Source organism: Eisenbergiella porci (assembly GCF_009696275.1).
GTDB classification, from domain to species: Bacteria; Bacillota; Clostridia; order Lachnospirales; family Lachnospiraceae; genus Eisenbergiella; species Eisenbergiella porci.
In genome coordinates, this window is the sequence record NZ_VUMI01000007.1 from 1 (window position 1) to 15,779 (window position 15,779).

Below are 15,779 nucleotides of genomic sequence, written 5' to 3' on the forward strand. Positions count from 1 at the left end.
CGCTGTTGGTATTGAACGAAGGTAAGTAAATAAAGTATAATGTCCATGAGCATTGGCTCCTTTCGTATAAGGTTGTTTTGGCGAGTGACATTATACCATAAAAGGGAGGTCAATGCTCTTTTTATTGCAAACTCCCATAAAATCAAGGTTTAACAATAAAAAACGGTAGTGAAACTTGACACTACCTTTGGAAGCCGGAAGGGGAATATAATGAAAAAAATCAAACCATTCAGAGATACAGGCGGAAAATTATCTCAGGAGGGCTTTCTGAAAAAATTGGGGATCCCCAAAACCTTTCTTACCTTTCATAACCTGGGCAGCTATACCTCGGAATTTGTGGAAATCGGAATGCCCTATATGATCATACATGAGTCAACCGACCATAAACGCGGCGAGCTGAATTCCCTGGAGTTTACGGAAAGCAATAAGAATTATTTTTTCTCCTCCACAAGCAGGCTGGATCTTGCCGGAACCCGTACTCTCCATTCCCACGATTTTTATGAACTGACCATCGTACTGGAGGGCGAGCTTCATCTGCAGATTGAAAATGAAACTGTAACCTACCATGCGGGTGAGTGCTGTCTGTGCAATAAAAATATACGCCACAAGGAGCTGCATGACAGCGAATTTGAAATCATTCTTTTCATGTTTCAGGAGGAATATATCAAATCCGTGCTGGAACAGGATCTGCTTTATGATGAGGAAGGAAGAAGCTGTACCAATCATACTTTTTTCCACCATCTTTTTGCGGAAAACCAGAAGCTTTCCTTTTACAGTGCAAAGGAGTATATCGACTTCAGAAGGAAAAAGAGCTTTGACCCCGATGATTTTTACAGGCTGATCAATGCCATCGTACTGGAATTGAGCGAAAGCCGTTCCGGCAGAAATTATATGGTGAGAGGATATTTCTGCCGTTTCATCGCCATGCTGGGAGACGAGGGAAATTACCTGATCCAGACCCATCAGACCAGGATTTCCAAGGAAGAAAGGCTCTTCTACCAGGTATCCTGGCTGCTGCAGAACAGAAAGGGCAGGATCAGCCGCAGGGAACTGGAAAAGGAACTAAACTATAACAGCGACTATATCAACCGGGTAATAAAAAAGTATACCGGCCAGACCCTGTCGGATTACAGCCGCGCCTTTCTGCTGAAGGAGGCGGCGGAGCTTTTGAAAAACACGGACAAAAGAGTGGGCGAAATCTGTGAAGAGCTGGGTTATACGAACAGGAGCCATTTCAACAGGCTGTTCATTGAACGCTATGGCATGACGCCCGCGGAATACCGGGCGCTGGAGCCGGACGCCTTCTAATTGGAAGAAACGAGGCTTCTTTCAGAAGCCCCGGTAAATCTCTTCATTATCTATCCTTTCACCGCCCCCGCCATCATTCCTTTGACCAGCTTATCCTGGAAAATAATAAAAAGGATAATCATGGGCAGCACGGACAATACCAGCACGGAAAGAATGATCGGGATATCCAGGGAATGCTCCCCTTTAAACTGTCCAAGAGCCAGGGGAAGCGTTTTGTTGGAAGCTGTCTGCAGCAGCGTATTGGCAAATGCAAACTCATTCCACATGGATACCCCGTTGTAAATAGCCAGCGTGGACAGCCCGGATTTGGAAAGGGGCAGTATAATCGAGAAAAAGTTCCTGAATTTATTGCAGCCGTCTATTTCTGCGGATTCTTCTATTTCCTTCGGAATCGTTGTCATGAATGCCGTAAGGATAAATACTGACATGGGGAGCGCAAAGGTGACGTATGGCCCAATCAACGACTGCAGGCTGTCATACAGCCCCATATTCGTCGTCATTTTAAAAATAGGGATCAATGTCACATGCATGGGAACCGACATCATGGCTACAATCCCGGCATAGATAATGCCCCGGAACCTGAACTTCATCCGGGAAAGCGGATATGCCGCAAACGCTGAAATAATCAGCATTGATATCAGGGAAACGGCAACAACTATCACGCTCCGGAAAAAATAACCGAAAAAGCCATGCGTCATAACCTCCACATAATTCTGGAAATACCATGGATCAGGAAGATGGAACACCCCTTGGGCAAGCATATCGAACTGTTTTCGGAAGGAGTTCATAATCATGAATATGAACGGAACCAGCGTGACAACCAGCCAGACGCAGGCGAAAAATATGGCAATTCCCCAGGCAATCCGGGATTTCAGCTTTTCTCTTCTGTAATCAATCTCTTTTTGCTTAACCATTTCAATAGTCCTCCTTTACCACAAAGATCTTCTGGAACAGCAGCGCAATCGCAGTAATCAGGAGAAACATCCCTGCCGCGACACAGGAGCCGTAGCCCATGTTGAACTGCTGGAAGGACAGCTTATACATATAGGTTGCCATCAGCTCGGTTCCTCCGGCCGGCCCGCCGCCGGTCATATTCCAAATCATATCGAAATATTTAAGGGATCCTATCAGGGACATCGTACATGCGGTTTTAAATATCGGTCCCAGCAAAGGAATCGCAATCGTCCGCAGATATTGTCCTCTCGTCGCGCCGTCAATTACCGCCGCCTCATAAATCGAAGTATCAATATTCCCGTAGCCGGCAATAAAATAAACCATATAAAAGGGCGTAAACTGCCATGCCATAACACCGATTACAGAAAACAGCGCATGTGGATTTCTTCCCAACAGATCCACGGTCACCTTGCTTCCCTTAAACAGTGTTCCCAAGGAGGAAAAAATACCTCCGTTGGTGGCCAGGGCATAGGTGAACAAAAAGGCAATTGCCACGGAGCTCATCAGATACGGCAGAAACCATATGGTTTTAAAAATATTAAATTTTTTGCCGCCCGCATCCAGAAAGGTGGCAAGCAGCATTCCCAACGGAATCTGAAGCAGGATGGAAAAAACCATGACAACCACATTATGGCCAAAGGCCGACCAGAAGGATCTGTCCGCCAGCAGCGTTTTCCAGTTCTGCAGCCCAACATAAATCCTGTCCGCAGATATCCCGTTCCAGCTGTATGCGCTGATTGCGAAGGTATCAATCACCGGATAAATCATATAAACAACAATTAAAATCAATGCAGGAAGGAGAAATACCACAGCCGCTATTGCAGTGCTTTTTTCCCTCGTTTTGGCCAGACTGCCTACCTTCTTACTTTGATCCACATTATCTCCTTTCCGGCTTTCCCAAGCCTATTCAGCCAGTGATGCTTTCATTGCAGCATCCTGCTCCTGTCCGATTTCCTCCGGTGTTTTCTGAAGGCCGAACAGCTCCGTCATACAGTTCTTATGAACCTCGGTAACCGATGCGGGCAAATACTGGTCATACCACAGCTGCACATTGGATGCGTTGAAAAATATATCCGCAACCACCTTCATATTTGCATCATCTATGGTGTTTTCAAAGCCTTTAATGGAAGGAATCGTCCCATTGTCAAGCCGTCTCTGGTTATAGGCATCATCGTTGAAATACTGTGTTGCCAGCACATAGCAGGCATCCAACTTGGTCTGGTCAACAGAACCGTCCGCATTCCAGCAGTTAAAAGAAAAGCCGTTTCCGATTGCCGTGCCGATTTCCACATCCTGGGGAACGCCCTTTGCCGCTGCTTCAGAATCCTCCGGGAAACGGAAAACACCGATATTCTCGTCGTACCATTCCTGATTATCCGCCCTGATGCCGGATACCTGCCAGGAACCGTGCAGCATCATCGCACAGGTATTGTCATACAGTAACGCCTTATCCTGTCCATCGTCCGTGGAAAGTGAGTTTACGCCATCCGGGAAATATCCCTTCTTTACCCAATCCTGAATTTTGTTCCCGGCCCATATAAATGCATCTGAAGTAAAGGAGCCTTCCTGCGTATATGCCGCATCGAATTCCTCATTTCCTGAATGACGCGCTACCAGATACATATAGTACATGGAACCTGTCCATTTGGAACCATTAGCCAATGCAAATGGCACATAGCCCGCTTCGATTAATTTGTCGCATACTGCCTCCAGATCATCAATGGTTTCAGGGACCTCAACTCCAACCTCCGCGAAAATAGTTTTATTATAGAAGATATCGCATCCTGACAGGCCGCCGAAGGGAATGGCCAGAACCTTGCCGTCATAGGTAGATTGTGCAACCGCTGCATCAATAAAATCCGGATGATCATAGGTATTGAACATCTCCGTCATATCATTTACAAAGCCGGATTTATAATACTCGGCCATAGGACCGCCGCCCCAATGAATATACATATCGGGGGCCTGCTTGGAACTCATTGCAACCACCAGCTGCTGCTTGTAATTATCATTCTGCTGATGCACCTGATTTATGGTGATATTGGGATAATCCGCCATAAATCTCTGCACTGCCTCTTCCATCGTCGTCTTTCCGGGATCCTCCGTGGAAATATCCCATAAGGTAATCGTCAGCGGCTCCGAAGTCAGTTCCGGTACATTCTTGCCGTCCGTCTGTTTTCCTGAGGTTCCTGTCTGTGTTGCGCTGCTCTCCGCCGGCTGCTCTGAAACCGGCGCCCCGGTATCTGACGCAACTGCCGGCGTCTCCTGTTTTGCTGAAGAACCGCATCCTGCCAACATGGTTCCCGTTAATGCCGCCGCAAGAATGATAGATAAAACCTTTCTCTTCATACTTTAGTGTCCTCCTTATGAAAGTAATAAAATGATCCCGTATTGGTTCCAAGCAGAATCTGAACACACGGAATACAAAACGCACAAACATTTTTATTTTCGGCGTTTTTAATAAAGCAATTATACCCCCCCCCGTAAAATTTCAAGCATTTTTACTATTTTTCTGTTATTTTCACTTTCTCTTTTAGCTATATGTGCAAAACGGTCATAAATGGATCGGGAAGATAACTTCCGAAAACCGGAAAAGAATTAATTCACTTTTATTATTGATTATGTCGAGCAAACCATGTCGTGCTTTACATTCGCTCTATATATCGAGCAAATATTAATTTTATATTGTTTTTCTGCTATAAGTGGAATATGATGATGTTAACAAGATTTGAGAGAGGTGACCATGATGATTAAGCGTGAACAATACATGCGCCGAATCCGCCCCTTTATCGGAAATGATCCGATTAAAGTTCTTACTGGTATCCGTGGAAGCGGTAAATCAGTTATGTTGGATTTGATTAAGGAAGAACTGATTGCATCCGGCATAAGCGACGCGCAGTTCATTACATTTAATTTTGAAGCAATGAAAAACGCACATCTTTGCACGGCGGAAGCATTATATCGGGAAATTATTCAGCAAACAACGGAAATTAATGGAAAGGTTTATCTTTTCTTTGATGAAATCCAGGAGGTAGTGAACTGGGAAAGATGCATCAATTCCTTCCGTGTGGAATTGGATTGTGATATTTACATCACCGGTTCTAATGCTAAACTTCTTTCCGGGGAACTGGCTACCTATCTTGCTGGCAGATATATTGAATTCATCATCTATCCTTTTTCTTTCGGGGAATTCCGGGAGCTTTACACCTCCGTATTTCCTGCTGCCAATCCGGCGCAGGCCTTTCACGAATATCTTACTGCCGGCGGCATGCCCTACCTTGCCAATCTTCGCTATGCCCGGGAGCCATGCCGCCAATATCTGGAGGCGCTCTACGATTCTGTTGTTTTAAAGGATATCGTGAAGCGTAATAATGTACGTGATGTGGATCTGCTGGAACGGATTATCGCTTACATCACGGCAAATGTGGGGACTTCTTTTTCTGCAACCTCCATCACAAAGTTTTTTAAAAGTGAAGGCCGTACCGTATCCTCTGAAACCGTGCTCAACTATATCAGGTACTGTTTGGACGCTTACCTGTTCTATCGGGTAAAACGACAGGATTTACAGGGCAAACAGATACTTACGACAAACGAAAAATACTATATTGCAGACCATGGTATCCGTGAAGCCGTGTTCGGAGGCAATATGCGGGATATCAACCTGATTCTTGAAAATATTGTTTTCATGGAACTGCTGCGTCGGGAATATACCGTCACCGTAGGTAAATCTGCGGAAAGGGAAGTTGATTTTATCTGCGAAAAACAGGATCAGAAGCTGTATATTCAGGTAACTTATCTTCTGGCCTCAGAAGATAAAGGCCTCAAAAAAACTGCAGCAGCTGTTCCGCCTGCGCCGCGGAATTCATCCCCGGCAGCACGGTAAGAACTCCGGGGCGGTCCAGGGTCAAGGTATGCAGAAAAACTTATTATCCTTCCCAAATCGGCTGATTCGTCTGGATTTCACCTGTCCGGAACCTGATTCTTTCCAATATAATTGTTCTATGTACCGCCGCCGGGGCATCGCTTCCCATGCGGTGATGGATATTCTGAACCGACATCACGACCACCGGATACTGTTTACCCAGGCAAACAGAAAAAACGAAATACACCTTTCCACGCAAATAAAGCTGCCGCCTTACGATTCTAATCGTTAAAGCGACAGTCTTTTTTCATTCATTAAATTATTACAGGAAAGCCGTATATTCCCTCCGGGATTACCCCTTGACCGCCCCAATCATAACACCCTTCACGAAATACTTCTGCACAAACGGGTAAATACACAGCACCGGTACAGTTGTCAGTATGATGGTGGCGTATTTAATCGCTTCCGCAAACTGGTTCACCTGATCGTTTTCCGCCGCGGCCGAATTGAGGACATTGGAGTTGGCAATCAATATAGCCCTCATGATATTCTGGATCGGAAGCTTGTTGTTATCCTGCAGATAAATAGAAGCATTAAACCAGGAGTTCCAGTGGCCCACGCCATAGTACAGCAGCAGCACCGCCATGGTAGGCTTGATCAGCGGCGCGACGATGCGGAACAGGATAGTGAGATCGTTTGCCCCGTCAATATACGCCGATTCCATCAGGGAATCCGGCATGGCCTCGATTGCCGTTTTGCATATGATCGAATTATAAACGCTCACCGCTCCGGGCAGGATCAGCGCAAAAAGGGAATTGTACAATCCGAGGCTGCGTATATTCAGATAGGACGGGATCATGCCTCCCGAAAAAAACATGGTAAACAAAATTAAAAACTGGATTACCGGCTTGAACATCATTTTCTTTGACGCCATAAAATATCCGGTAAACAGTGTGAGAAGTATATTAATCGGCAGGGATACGCACAGCACGATCAGGATATTTTTATATCCTGACAGCAACAGGGGATGCGTCAGCGCCAGCTTATACGCCCCCAGCGTGAACTCATGCGGCCAGAGTATCATCCCCGGATGGGACACCAGGTACGTATTGGATGTAAAGGAAGCGCACAGGACATACCAGATGGGATACAGCGTCACAATACACAGCAGTATCAGAATAGCTGCGTTTACCCCTGAAAAAATCCTGTCTCCGCGGGATTCTATACGCTTCTGTCGTTGAGAATAGCTTTTCTTCATGTCGTTGTTTCCTCCCTGTCAGAACAGGCTGGATTCCGTGGATTTCTTGCTGATTGCATTCGTTATCAGCAGAAAAACCACATTGACCAGCGTATTGAACAGCCCGATGGCGGTTGATTTGGAATACATAGGCGTACCGCTGGTGGGAAATGACAAACGGTAAGTATATGTGGAAATCACATCCGCCACATCATAGGTAGACGCATTGTACAGCAGCAGGATTTTTTCATAGCCTACGTTCAGAATATTGCCCATCCGCAGGATAAAAAGGATCATAATGGTGGGGAGCAGGCCGGGCAGCGTGATATGCAGCATCTGCTTGAACCGGTTGGCCCCATCCACGCGCGCCGCCTCATACTGCTCCTGATCTATTGCGGACAGCGCCGCCAGGTAAATAATGGAATCCCAGCCTATTTTCTGCCAGATATCCGACACCACATAGATGATCCTGAAGTAGGACGGGTTCACCAGATAGTTCTCCGCCGCTCCTCCGAAATAGCCCGCTATCTGCCCGAAAAGCCCGTCCTGCATACAGAAGATTTTTACCATGGCACACAGGACAACCATGGAAATAAAATAAGGCATGTATGTAATTGTCTGCACCGTCTTCTTAAACGTCCGGTTGCGCACTTCATTTATGAGAAGCGCCAGAAGGATCGGCGCGGGGAAGCTGAAGATGATCGTCAGCCCGCTGAGCAGGAATGTATTCTTGATAACACGCGGGAAATAAGGATCCGTGACGAAATTGACAAACCATTTGTACCAGGGATTTGCCCAGGATGAGCCTTGGATCCCCCTTGTGATTTTGTAGTCCTTAAAAGCAATGATCAGGCCATACATCGGTTTATAGCAAAACAGCGCCAGATAAACAAGAACCGGGATGATCATCACATATTTCCATTTGTTCATGTTCCAGTCCCTGGTCAGCCTTTTTTTGAGAGTACCGGCGCCGCCCTTTGCAGCATCTGCCTTCATATCTGTTCTCCTTTCGGCGTTTATAGCCGGACAGCAGCGAAGGACATACGCCTTTCGCTGCTGCCGGTTGCTTCCAAGCTTTTTTACCGCTTATTGTTAACGCTCTTTGTACCGGTCATAGCAGGCCTGACGGATTTCAAGTACGCGGGACAAATTATAGGTTTCCAGATCTGACAGATATTTTTCCCATACGGCATCATCATTGATGTCCTTGGAGCCTGCGAAGAATTCGGCAAAGCTTTCTTCCACAAAGGTGGGGATATTCTGTGCTATCTCGTCCAGTTCGTCTGCCTCTTCGGTGGTAAAGGTAACGCCTATCGGCCATTTCCATCCGCTGGTGACAGCCCGATTCTTTTCTTCATCATCCGGATATACGTAAAACCATGTGTTATTGGCTTCAATCGCTGCTTCACTGTTCTTTAAATACAGCAGGTTGGTTGCCTGGATCCCGGGAGCGCCCCAGGTAAGGCCATTATATTTTGTCATCGGATCGGTATCCTTATCATCCGTCACAAGGTTTGTAAAGGCCGGAACACCCTGGTCGTCATACTCCCAGGATACGTCCTGTGTGCCGTAATTCCAGTACAGGGAACCTTCCTCCGTGTATGCATAGTTCAGTATCTGAAGGCAAAGCTTCATCATCTCCTCGTCCGCCGATTTGGTAATGACAGTCGTCTGCGTGCCAATACCGGGGCCGCCGAATATGGAAGAGATCTCACCGTTATCCGACTTGGGATAAGGAATGCCGATCCATACCGCTTCCTTGCCATCCGCCTCACGCTCCTTATTCCAGATATTCATCTGGCCCATGGAGGTGATTGAGATGCCGCATTTATCATTGTGAATCTTATCCTTGATAGTTGTGTCGTCCTCCGTCATGATATCCTGATCGATCAGGCCGTCTTTCCACAGCTTGTTCTGCCAGCTCACATAATCACGCCACTCCGGCTGCGCCTGGCCGAGGCCGACCTTACCGTCCTTCACATACCAGCCGTTCCCGGCATCCACGTTCCCATATGCGCCAAACGCGCCTGCAACGCCCCCCGCCTTATATCTGACTGAAAATGAGGAATTAAAGGTAGCGCCGTATTTTTCATTGAATACGCGGATTACATTTTCAAACTCGGAAATAGTTTCCGGTATTTTCAGGCCGCATTCATCCAGCCAGTCCTTTCGCACTACGGGTCCCTGGTAGCTGTCGTTCCAGCCGCCATCCTCCCGGAAGAAGCCAAAGGCATAATACCGGCCGTCGTCCGTCTTCATTGCCCTGTCATAGGCAGGGTTGCTTTGCAGCCATGCATAATAATCCGGCGCATACTGCCTGATATAATCTGTCAAATCCCATATGATTTCGTCCTCTATGTACTGGTTGGCATTGTTCATCCAGTAAACACCCATAATATCCGGCAGGTTAGCAGGATCTGCCAGCAGGGTGGTTGTAAAAGTCGCCCCATCGGAGCCGGTGGTAGGGAACAGCCAGTCGATTGACACTCCCAGCTTCTCAGCCAGCCCGATATGGAACGGTGATTCCGATGCATCCTTGAACTTCTCATGAGGCAGTATATTATCCTGCGCATACCAAAGAACCTTAATATCGCTGTTTAACGGATAGGAAATGCTTCCCGCCTCCGCAGCAGGCGCCTCTCCTTCCCCATCCTCAGCAGGCTTCGCCGCCGTTTCCGTCTGCGGCGCGTTTGCTGCTTCCTCCGCGCCGCTTCCGCAGCCTGCCAGAGACAGCAGCATAACCGCCGACATTCCTAATGCCAGGATTGATGTGATTTTTCCTCTTTTCATGTAACCCTCTCCTTGTTCAGTTTGTTTTATTAATTCAACAGAATGGCAAAATTCCGGATATTTCCATTTTTCCTGCCTGTCCTGTTAAATCCCCTCAGACTGCCGCCCGGCTATACGGCCATTGGTTTTTCGTATCCCCGTCTGCCAGGCGCCGTGCCCTTTCAGAACCCCTTCTTCCCGTCCCCGAAATGTCTCTCTTTTTTATACGTATTACGTATAATCCTGTTAAAAAAAATTTCATTCGCCTTTTCCGGAGTAAGCTCCAGGGCGAAGGCAAGCCCCACCATAACGTCCATCGCAGGCAGATTTTTCCCATCCAATACAAGCATGAGCTCTCTTTCGTTGATCCTGCTCTTTTCAGAAAGCTCTTCTACGGATTGAAAGCCCTTCCGTTCAATCTCCTTTTTTAGTGATTTTAAATCCACTCTATACTTCATGCGTATTTATCCTTAGAATAAAATATACATATTACGTATATTCATAGTAACATAATCTACCATATATTGTCAATTAGTCTTATCATTTCCTGCCAGCCATTTTTTCGTTCTATTTAACCGTCCAGACAGCTGTACCGTCACAGGCGGCAGGCATCCAAAAACGTTGTACGACAGGCCGGAGGCCTGCTTTTTCTGTGCATTCAAGCGATCTGTACGGCAAATGTACAGACCTGTCCGAACTGTTACTTTTATTTCCGGATCCTCCCTTTCCGATTTTGGACATTCGTTGCTTAGAACGCAATTTTATGATATATTTACTTTGTATCAGAAATAATTTTCAAACAGGTGATAATTCATGAATCCCAATCCATATGAAACCTTCCGCACGCGCATGAAGGAGCGGAGGACGCTGTTAAATATAACCCTGACTGAGATAGCCGAAGCCCTGGATATTTCACAGCCCACCGCCCAAAGATATGAAAGCGGTGAAATCAAAAACATACCTTATGATAAGCTCGCCCTGCTTGCAGAAATACTGCAGTGCTCCCCTCCCTATCTGCTGGGTTGGGAATCAATGGCAGCTTCCCCGCCAGATATGCCCGGGGATGAGGAACGCATGCTCCGTTATTTCAGGAAGCTGAACGTCAAAGGGAAGAAGGAAGCCGCGCGGCAGCTGGAAAATTTAACGCTGATCCCCAAATACAGCAAATCACCGGACAATTAAGAAAAGTATGTAAATGTATTTTCCCTGCATTTATATACTTTTTTTATTGACCGGCCTGTAATTCCCGTAAAACAGACGAAGCACAGGTGAGTGATTGGGAAAAATCAGCCCCTTCAGCCAACCGGGCAGTTACAAAGGAAATTCATGGTAAAGGTTGTGCCTGCCCCCAGCTCACTGTCAACCTCGATGGTCCCGCTGTGCGCTTCCGTAATTGCCTTTGCCAGAGGCAGCCCCAGCCCGATTCCCTGGGTATCCTTGGAAAAACGGCTCCGGTAAAACCGTTTGAAAATATGGGGCAGGTCTTCCGGATGGATACCTTTGCCATTGTCTCTTACGACAATCTGGACAATGGAGGCAAATTCACACCATTCAATCCGGATTTCGGCCCCTTTGTCCGTATGGTCAAAGGCATTTTTAACAACATTGCCAACCGCCATCATCATCTTAGCACTCTATTGATAATATCTCAACAATTTTCACCACAAAAATGGCGAAGCGCCCCGCCAAAGCTAATCAAGCTTCCGCAACTGTTCTATCAGGGACTGTTTTCCCTGTTTCCTGATGCTCCACAAAGACAACAGGAACTGAATTGCCATAAGCAGCAGAAAATACAGCGCCATATAAAGAAACGGGAACCGGAAAGCCGTTGGGCTGCCATATGCGGCCGCGCTTATTTCATGATGCAGGACAAAGGATAACGGCAGGCATCGTCTACTTCTATCTCCCATGGCGCGGACAGAAGTCTGTGGAACTTGGTTACTGGCTCGGAAAGCAGTACTGGGGGCAGGGAATCGCCACCTGCGCCGCAAAGCAGCTTTGTGACTACGCCTTTTGCCCCTGGACATCAACCGTATCTGTGCCAGCGTCCTGGAAACCAATACAGGCTCCTGGCGCGTCATGGAAAAGCTGGAAATGCGCCGGGAAGGCCGGTTTGTAAAGGCAATTTATCAGGACGGCGCATTTTTTGACGACATCTATTACGCGGTTCTCCGGGAGGAATACAGCCTTATATAAGCCAGATTCCTCAGGAAAATTAAGCGCTGATAAAAGCAGTTTTGCGCCCGAGAAAGTTAAACTTACCGTTAAATGCCATACAAATCAAAAAGCCTGCAATAAAATAATGCCGTTCATGTACAATTGCTGCGGATGAAACGGCGGTGATCAGTTAACCTTCGTCCAACTGCAGATAATGCATGTAAGCATCTACAAATTGCGGATATCTCGTTTTGGATAAAATCAGGCTGCTGCCATTGGTAAGCTTAATTGATTCTCTGTCGTAGCTCCTGATTTTATCCAGATTTACCAGGTATCCCCTGTGGCAGCAGAAAAAAGCGGGTGTCTGTTACCACATTACGGAGTATGCGCAGGATGCCAGACCCGTGTACAGCAATCTGGAGCCGGAACTTCCTGTGATGGATATGCAGGATGCGACCTATGCTCCACAGTTCAAGGTCTTAAAATACGGAGAAAAAAGCTTCCTTCGCCTGACCAGTAAGTTTTCCTTTCAGGGCCGCCCGTACATGAATACCGTTTTTATGGATATTACGGTTTTTGTGAAGGAACGCAGCCGGCAATACCGTTACTTTTTCAATCTTTTTCTGCTGTCCGTAATGGAAGAACGGTCTAAAGTATTTGAAACCTTTTATATGGTGGATAAGGTAAGGAGCCGGAAAAATAACGGCGTGGGGCTCGGTCTCTCCATCTGCGCTGATATCGCCAAAATCCATCACGCGGCAATTGAGCTGGAAAGCAAGGAACAGGAAGGGGACCTGCCGGATACAGTCTGACTGCATGCCGGTGACCGGCCGGAAGCAGTCCTGCGCAGGAGATTAGCCGAATGCAATCCTGCTCCCGAATATTATCAGACAGCACCCCTGTGCCGCAAACCAACCGAACGCAATCCTGCCCCCCGGAAATTAACCGGCAGCAGGATTGTTTTCGGCCTTTTGCAGCATAACGGTAAGATGAAACGTCTGCCCGCTGCAGGAATATTTTGCGCTTGCGAAATATTTTTCCGAACAGCGCAGAATATTCTGGAATCCAAGCCCATGCCGGGCGGCGTCTTTTTTACGGGTAAGCGGGGCTACTGCGCTCTCAGCTTCCAACAGGACACCGTCGCAGCTGTTTTCCATTTCCAGCAGGAACATATTGCCTTTACAGCAGGATTTCACCTCTATATATGTTCCGGCCTCCGGCTTCTGCCCCAGCAGAATTTCACAGGCCTCCAGCGCATTATCCAGGCTGTTATTCAGGATAATGCTCAGATCAAAGGCGTCAATGCCGTAGTCTGCCGGGAAACGGAATTCACTGTTAAACCGGATGCCCCGCTCTTTTGCCCGGCCGGCCTTTCCGTTGAGCACCACATCGGTTACGGGATGCCCCGTATGTATGGAATAGTTCAACGCGTCCAGTGAAGTGCCGATTCCGGCAAAATAACCGGCCAGCTCGCTGCCTTTTTCCTCCACGTCAATTCCCCGGGCCGCCAGAAGGCTCTTGATATCAAAGAGATAATTCTGCATATCATGCCGCATGGATCGGATGCCGGTATAAAGCCGCTCGATCTCCCGGATATGCCCCTGCATCTGCTCCACCTGGTTTTCCAGGATAACCGCCCTCTGCTTTTCCTCCATATAGGTGATAAGCTTTTGGTATATGATATAGGCGTACAGGATACACATAAGGAAAGCGGCGGCAAGGAACGGTATCATAAAATACAGGGTCATGCTCTGCGCCGGGCTGTCCCAGGTGGCCCAATTGACAAAGACAGAGTTTTTCAGAAGCAGCCGTGCCACTTCGGTAAATACGGAATAGACAATTCCGGCAAAGGACGGCGTCAAAAGAAAATACAGCTCGCTGCGGGGGATTTCCTCCATATTCCGATGCCCTCCCCGCGCCAGTTTCCTGACCGAAAGAATCATTACCGCACAGGACAGGACAAGCATCAGGCAGGCCTCCCAGTCGAGGTAAATCCTGATGTTCAGTGATGCATAGGGGTAAGCGTCCGCCGGGTCCGCCATATAAGAATATAAAGGAAACAACTCCACATTCGAGGCGATTCCCAGGTAGCCGCCCAGCCGTTCTAAAAAAAAAACTCCCCATAGCTGCGCAGCACCTCGCACAGGCCGAAAACTGCCTGAAAGGTGACTGCAATATAGATTTTTTTACTGAAGCTTTTTCGGGAAACCAGACTGATAACCGCCAGCAAAAGAACAACCTCCAGCACAGGAAATAAATAGTAAACGCTGCGCGGCAGAGGGATACCAGTGATGCTGAAATAATGCAAGAAAGTGCCTTCGGCACCTCAACTCCCCTAGCCCCTCATTCATGAGGGGAATTAGGGCTTGTTTTTGCGTCATTTTATTCCATAATAATCTCATGAATGTGATTCAGAAGATGCTCAGAGACTATTACGAAATCATTGAATACGATATAAAACCCAGACCTGTCGTCATGGAAAACATTGATAAGGTCATTAACTGCGGGGATCCTTCTTATGGTGGCGACATGTATGGTTGCCCCCATTGCGGTAACCATTTTCTGATGATGGTGTCTGGCGCAAGGTCACATATTTCAATTATTCCTACCTCCGTAAATCCTTTCAGACTGTTTTGTTAAATAAACTGGAAAAACGCATCGGTCCCTCTTTTAAAAAGATGAAAGCCGCCGTTTACCATAGGGACAGAAATGGATTCTACGTTTATGCCAAGCCCAATCTCTGCGACCCAGAATCCATTATTAAATATGTCAGCCGTTATCTTGGCCGCCCTGTCATTGCTCTTTCCAGGATTGATTCCTACGATGGGGAGATGGTGACTTTCCATTACAATAGGCATGAAGACAACTCTTTTGTGCAAAAGACTCTTCCCGCCATTGATTTCATTAAGCTGCTCATTCTGCATATACCTGAAAAAAACTTCAAGATGACCCGGTACTATGGGCTTTATGCCAGACACCGGGAGATTGACAATCAGCTCCATAAAGCAGTCCCAAAATCCAAACACAGGATTCTCCTCGATTTCAACACCTGGCGTAAGCTTTTCCTTCTTACCATGGGGTACAACCCCCTGCAATGCCCAAACTGCAGACATGAAATGGTCTTTCTAGAGCTGTACCATAAACATGAACGGGTTCCTCTGGATGAATTATATAAAAGGACAAGGATAAGGCATGGTCTTTATCCCCGCTCCCGCTCTGCTTGACTTTCTCCCCCATCTGCTTCATACTACATTTATTACAGATGGGAGGCAGTTGAAGATGAAGCAAAAATACGTGGATGAGCTAAGGCTAAAGTATATCAAAAATCCTCCAGAAGGAATGACACCCAAACTGGTCAAGGACATGACCGACTCTGATTTATTGGATATGCATTACTTAATGATTGAAGACGATGACCTCGACGATGATGAATGGGAAAAAGGGTTCTATATCGACCTGTCCTAATCACCGTCTGTTTTCTATGCCCTGCTT

Annotated in this window: 16 protein-coding genes and 4 pseudogenes; 8 read left to right on the forward strand and 12 right to left on the reverse strand. The window is 47.1% G+C overall.

The window, feature by feature from the left end; all coding sequences use genetic code 11:
* The first annotated feature begins 210 nt into the window (after positions 1 to 210).
* On the forward strand, positions 211 to 1,308 hold the full coding sequence (locus FYJ45_RS05765) for a helix-turn-helix domain-containing protein (RefSeq protein ID WP_154463846.1): 1,098 nt from the start codon (positions 211 to 213) through the stop codon (positions 1,306 to 1,308).
* Positions 1,309 to 1,358: 50 nt separating this feature from the next.
* Here FYJ45_RS05765 and FYJ45_RS05770 read toward each other — a convergent pair whose 3' ends face one another.
* Genes FYJ45_RS05770 through FYJ45_RS05780 form a run of 3 tightly spaced genes read right to left on the reverse strand, consistent with a single transcriptional unit; the run spans position 1,359 to position 4,611 of the window.
* Positions 1,359 to 2,222, reverse strand: coding sequence for a carbohydrate ABC transporter permease (locus tag FYJ45_RS05770; RefSeq protein ID WP_195841681.1), 864 nt, complete (start codon positions 2,220 to 2,222; stop codon positions 1,359 to 1,361).
* Between the two features lies 1 nt (position 2,223).
* Entirely contained in the window at positions 2,224 to 3,138 is a 915-nt protein-coding gene (locus tag FYJ45_RS05775) for a carbohydrate ABC transporter permease (protein ID WP_276890674.1), read from the reverse strand.
* 27 nt (positions 3,139 to 3,165) lie between these two features.
* On the reverse strand, positions 3,166 to 4,611 hold the full coding sequence (locus tag FYJ45_RS05780) for an extracellular solute-binding protein (RefSeq protein ID WP_154463847.1): 1,446 nt from the start codon (positions 4,609 to 4,611) through the stop codon (positions 3,166 to 3,168).
* 394 nt (positions 4,612 to 5,005) lie between these two features.
* Here FYJ45_RS05780 and FYJ45_RS05785 point away from each other — a divergent pair, with 394 nt between their 5' ends.
* A complete protein-coding gene (locus FYJ45_RS05785) occupies positions 5,006 to 6,145 on the forward strand; it encodes an ATP-binding protein (protein WP_330588549.1) in 1,140 nt (379 codons plus the stop codon).
* A 43-nt stretch (positions 6,146 to 6,188) separates the two neighbouring features.
* Here the strand turns inward: FYJ45_RS05785 and FYJ45_RS05790 are convergent, their stop codons facing one another.
* From FYJ45_RS05790 to FYJ45_RS05810, 5 genes are all read right to left on the reverse strand, one after another.
* Complete coding sequence (locus FYJ45_RS05790) at positions 6,189 to 6,383, reverse strand: hypothetical protein (RefSeq protein WP_154463848.1); 195 nt, start codon at positions 6,381 to 6,383, stop codon at positions 6,189 to 6,191.
* Between the two features lie 93 nt (positions 6,384 to 6,476).
* Positions 6,477 to 7,382 (reverse strand): carbohydrate ABC transporter permease, encoded by a 906-nt coding sequence (locus FYJ45_RS05795; RefSeq protein ID WP_021634733.1) that lies wholly within the window; start codon positions 7,380 to 7,382, stop codon positions 6,477 to 6,479.
* Positions 7,383 to 7,400: 18 nt separating this feature from the next.
* Positions 7,401 to 8,357: an ABC transporter permease gene (locus FYJ45_RS05800; RefSeq protein ID WP_154463849.1), complete on the reverse strand. Its 957-nt coding sequence runs from the start codon at positions 8,355 to 8,357 to the stop codon at positions 7,401 to 7,403.
* 96 nt (positions 8,358 to 8,453) lie between these two features.
* The gene (locus FYJ45_RS05805) at positions 8,454 to 10,151 is read right to left on the reverse strand and encodes a type 2 periplasmic-binding domain-containing protein (protein ID WP_154463850.1); all 1,698 of its coding nucleotides are present in this window, start codon (positions 10,149 to 10,151) and stop codon (positions 8,454 to 8,456) included.
* A 161-nt stretch (positions 10,152 to 10,312) separates the two neighbouring features.
* Positions 10,313 to 10,588, reverse strand: coding sequence for an XRE family transcriptional regulator (locus tag FYJ45_RS05810; RefSeq protein WP_154463851.1), 276 nt, complete (start codon positions 10,586 to 10,588; stop codon positions 10,313 to 10,315).
* A 355-nt stretch (positions 10,589 to 10,943) separates the two neighbouring features.
* On the opposite strand from FYJ45_RS05810, the gene FYJ45_RS05815 reads away from it, so the two are divergent.
* A complete protein-coding gene (locus FYJ45_RS05815) occupies positions 10,944 to 11,312 on the forward strand; it encodes a helix-turn-helix domain-containing protein (RefSeq protein ID WP_154463852.1) in 369 nt (122 codons plus the stop codon).
* Positions 11,313 to 11,425: 113 nt separating this feature from the next.
* Here FYJ45_RS05815 and FYJ45_RS05820 read toward each other — a convergent pair.
* Positions 11,426 to 11,746 (reverse strand): annotated as a pseudogene (locus FYJ45_RS05820) (sensor histidine kinase); the annotation flags it as partial.
* A gap of 224 nt (positions 11,747 to 11,970) precedes the next feature.
* On the opposite strand from FYJ45_RS05820, the pseudogene FYJ45_RS32570 reads away from it, so the two are divergent.
* Positions 11,971 to 12,087 (forward strand): annotated as a pseudogene (locus FYJ45_RS32570) (hypothetical protein); the annotation flags it as partial.
* A gap of 56 nt (positions 12,088 to 12,143) precedes the next feature.
* Positions 12,144 to 12,326, forward strand: a complete 183-nt coding sequence (locus FYJ45_RS30385; protein WP_235930611.1) for a GNAT family N-acetyltransferase — start codon at positions 12,144 to 12,146, stop codon at positions 12,324 to 12,326.
* 151 nt (positions 12,327 to 12,477) lie between these two features.
* Here the strand turns inward: FYJ45_RS30385 and FYJ45_RS33070 are convergent.
* Positions 12,478 to 12,636 (reverse strand): annotated as a pseudogene (locus FYJ45_RS33070) (LytTR family transcriptional regulator DNA-binding domain-containing protein); the annotation flags it as partial.
* A 55-nt stretch (positions 12,637 to 12,691) separates the two neighbouring features.
* Between FYJ45_RS33070 and FYJ45_RS05835 the strand changes: the two are divergent.
* Positions 12,692 to 13,099, forward strand: coding sequence for an ATP-binding protein (locus FYJ45_RS05835; protein ID WP_154463855.1), 408 nt, complete (start codon positions 12,692 to 12,694; stop codon positions 13,097 to 13,099).
* 129 nt (positions 13,100 to 13,228) lie between these two features.
* Here FYJ45_RS05835 and FYJ45_RS31695 read toward each other — a convergent pair whose 3' ends face one another.
* Together FYJ45_RS31695 and FYJ45_RS29455 are read right to left on the reverse strand one after the other, a co-directional pair.
* Complete coding sequence (locus tag FYJ45_RS31695) at positions 13,229 to 14,431, reverse strand: ATP-binding protein (protein WP_154463856.1); 1,203 nt, start codon at positions 14,429 to 14,431, stop codon at positions 13,229 to 13,231.
* Entirely contained in the window at positions 14,392 to 14,595 is a 204-nt protein-coding gene (locus tag FYJ45_RS29455) for a hypothetical protein (protein ID WP_195841683.1), read from the reverse strand. The genes FYJ45_RS31695 and FYJ45_RS29455 overlap by 40 nt, the downstream gene beginning before the upstream one ends.
* Before the next feature lie 92 nt (positions 14,596 to 14,687).
* Here FYJ45_RS29455 and FYJ45_RS32580 point away from each other — a divergent pair.
* A pseudogene (locus FYJ45_RS32580) lies at positions 14,688 to 15,511 on the forward strand (IS91 family transposase).
* Between the two features lie 55 nt (positions 15,512 to 15,566).
* A complete protein-coding gene (locus tag FYJ45_RS05850; protein ID WP_235930615.1) occupies positions 15,567 to 15,752 on the forward strand; it encodes a hypothetical protein in 186 nt (61 codons plus the stop codon).
* The last annotated feature ends 27 nt before the right edge of the window (positions 15,753 to 15,779 follow it).

Bases quoted from the DNA above. Each gene is read 5' to 3' on its own strand.
- FYJ45_RS05765 (WP_154463846.1), top strand. From the start codon at position 211: ATGAAAAAAATCAAACCATTCAGAGATACAGGCGGAAAATTATCTCAG.
- FYJ45_RS05770 (WP_195841681.1), bottom strand. From the start codon at position 2,222: ATGGTTAAGCAAAAAGAGATTGATTACAGAAGAGAAAAGCTGAAATCC.
- FYJ45_RS05780 (WP_154463847.1), bottom strand. From the start codon at position 4,611: ATGAAGAGAAAGGTTTTATCTATCATTCTTGCGGCGGCATTAACGGGA.
- FYJ45_RS05800 (WP_154463849.1), bottom strand. From the start codon at position 8,357: ATGAAGGCAGATGCTGCAAAGGGCGGCGCCGGTACTCTCAAAAAAAGG.
- FYJ45_RS05795 (WP_021634733.1), bottom strand. From the start codon at position 7,382: ATGAAGAAAAGCTATTCTCAACGACAGAAGCGTATAGAATCCCGCGGA.
- FYJ45_RS05805 (WP_154463850.1), bottom strand. From the start codon at position 10,151: ATGAAAAGAGGAAAAATCACATCAATCCTGGCATTAGGAATGTCGGCG.
- FYJ45_RS05785 (WP_330588549.1), top strand. From the start codon at position 5,006: ATGATGATTAAGCGTGAACAATACATGCGCCGAATCCGCCCCTTTATC.
- FYJ45_RS05810 (WP_154463851.1), bottom strand. From the start codon at position 10,588: ATGAAGTATAGAGTGGATTTAAAATCACTAAAAAAGGAGATTGAACGG.
- FYJ45_RS05850 (WP_235930615.1), top strand. From the start codon at position 15,567: ATGAAGCAAAAATACGTGGATGAGCTAAGGCTAAAGTATATCAAAAAT.
- FYJ45_RS05815 (WP_154463852.1), top strand. From the start codon at position 10,944: ATGAATCCCAATCCATATGAAACCTTCCGCACGCGCATGAAGGAGCGG.